Origin of the sequence: Mesorhizobium sp. M7A.F.Ca.CA.002.15.2.1 (genome assembly GCF_003998715.1) — a bacterium.
Classification (GTDB): Bacteria; Pseudomonadota; Alphaproteobacteria; order Rhizobiales; family Rhizobiaceae; genus Mesorhizobium; species Mesorhizobium ciceri.
The window spans coordinates 1-1894 of sequence record NZ_RZPI01000883.1; the positions used below are offsets into that span (position 1 = coordinate 1).

The following is a 1894-nucleotide window of genomic DNA, read 5'->3' on the forward strand; positions in this document are numbered from 1 at the left end:
GCGCCGACAGGCCGACGACGACGGTGCGGATGACCAGCACCACCACGGCCATGAAAACCAGTTCAGGGCCGGCGGCGGCCCACAGTGCGTGCCAGCTGCGCTCGGCGGGAAGCTGGTCGAGAATATCGACCAGCCGCCCGACGAAGTAGAACAGGCCGGCCTCGACCAGCGGCGCGATGCCGCCGATGACCAGCATGGCGAAGAAGGCGAACTTCGCCTGGCCGACATAGTGCCAGAGAAAGCCGCCGACACTGATCGGTGGCCGAAGATTCGCCGGCTCCCTGAACGGATAGACCCAGTTCTCGAACCAGCGATAGACGGCTGTCATCATGCGGCGGCCATCATTCTGCGGCTTGCCTCTTTGCAAGTGCGTCGTTGGCGGGACCGTCCTCAAGCAGGAACCCGCCCGACTGGCGCTGCCAGAGCTGCGCGTAGAGCCCGCCCTTGGCGACGAGTTCTTCGTGCGAACCTTCCTCGATGACACGGCCCTTGTCCATCACCACCAGCCTGTCCATCGCCGCGATGGTCGACAGCCGGTGCGCGATGGCGATGACGGTCTTGCCTTGCATGAGCTTGTAGAGATTCTCCTGGATCGCCGCCTCGGCTTCGGAATCAAGCGCCGAGGTCGCTTCGTCAAGGATAAGTATAGGTGCGTCCTTCAACATAACGCGAGCAATGGCGACGCGTTGCCGCTGGCCACCGGACAATTTGACGCCGCGGTCACCGACATAGGCGTCGAAGCCCTTGCGGCCGCTGGCATCCGAAAGCCCCGATATGAAGTCCAGCGCCTCGGCGCGCCGCGCCGCCTCGACAAGCATCTCGTCGGTTGCATCGGGCCGGCCATAAAGGATGTTCTCGCGCACCGAACGATGCAGCAGCGAGGTGTCCTGCGTGACCATGCCGATCTGCGCACGAAGCGAATCCTGCTTCACAGCGGCGATTTCCTGGCCATCGACCAATATCTGCCCGGCTTCGAGGTCGTAGAAGCGCAGCAACAGGTTGACCAGCGTGGACTTGCCGGCGCCGGAACGGCCGACGATGCCGACCTTCTCGCCCGGCTTCACCGCCAGCGACAGGCCCTCGATCACACCCTTCTGCTTGCCGTAGTGGAAGCGAATGTCCTCGAAGCGGATCTCACCCCTGGAAACGCTGATCTCCTTCGCGTCCGGCCGGTCCTCGACAAGGCGCGGCAGCGAGATCGAGGCGATACCGTCCTGCACCGTGCCGATGTTCTCGAACAGGCCCGACATTTCCCACATGATCCATTGCGACATGCCCCACAACCTGAGCACAAGGCCGATGACCACGGCGACCGCGCCGATCGTCACTGCTTGCCCCAGCCACAGCCACAGCGCCATCGCGGTCACCGAGAACAAGAGCAGCGCGTTCAGTATGTAGAGCGAGCCGAAAAGCACTGTCACCAGGCGCATCGACCGGTAGACCGTTTCGAGAAAGCCGGACATACCGTCTTTGGCGAATGACGCTTCGCGGCGTGCATGGCTGAACAGCTTGACCGTCTGGATGTTTGAGTAGCTGTCGACGACCCGGCCCGTCATGATCGAGCGCGCATTGGCCTGTTCCTCGCCGACCTTGCCCAGCCGGGGAATGAAAAACCGCAGCAAAAGGATATAGCCGACCAGCCAGACGCCGAGCGGCGCGGCCAGCCGCCAGTCGGCCGAGCCGACGATGAGCAGCATGCCGAGGAAGTAGACGATAACGTAATTCAGGACGTCGATCACCTTGATGACGCATTCGCGCACGGCGAGAGCCGTCTGCATCAGCTTGGTCGCGATGCGGCCGGCGAACTCGTCCTGGTAGAAACTCATCGACTGCTTGAGCAGATAGCGGTGCACCTGCCAGCGGATGCGCATGGGATAGTTGCCCATCAGCGTTT

Annotated in this window: 1 protein-coding gene and 1 pseudogene; both read right to left on the reverse strand. The window is 62.8% G+C overall.

The genetic code is table 11. The annotated features are described in order from the left end of the window. Positions 1–331: pseudogene (locus ENZ74_RS30665) on the reverse strand (ABC transporter ATP-binding protein); the annotation flags it as partial. 10 nt (positions 332–341) lie between these two features. Next, the coding region (locus ENZ74_RS30670) for an ABC transporter ATP-binding protein (RefSeq protein ID WP_164761343.1) at positions 342–1894 on the reverse strand (1553 nt) is incomplete at its 5' end.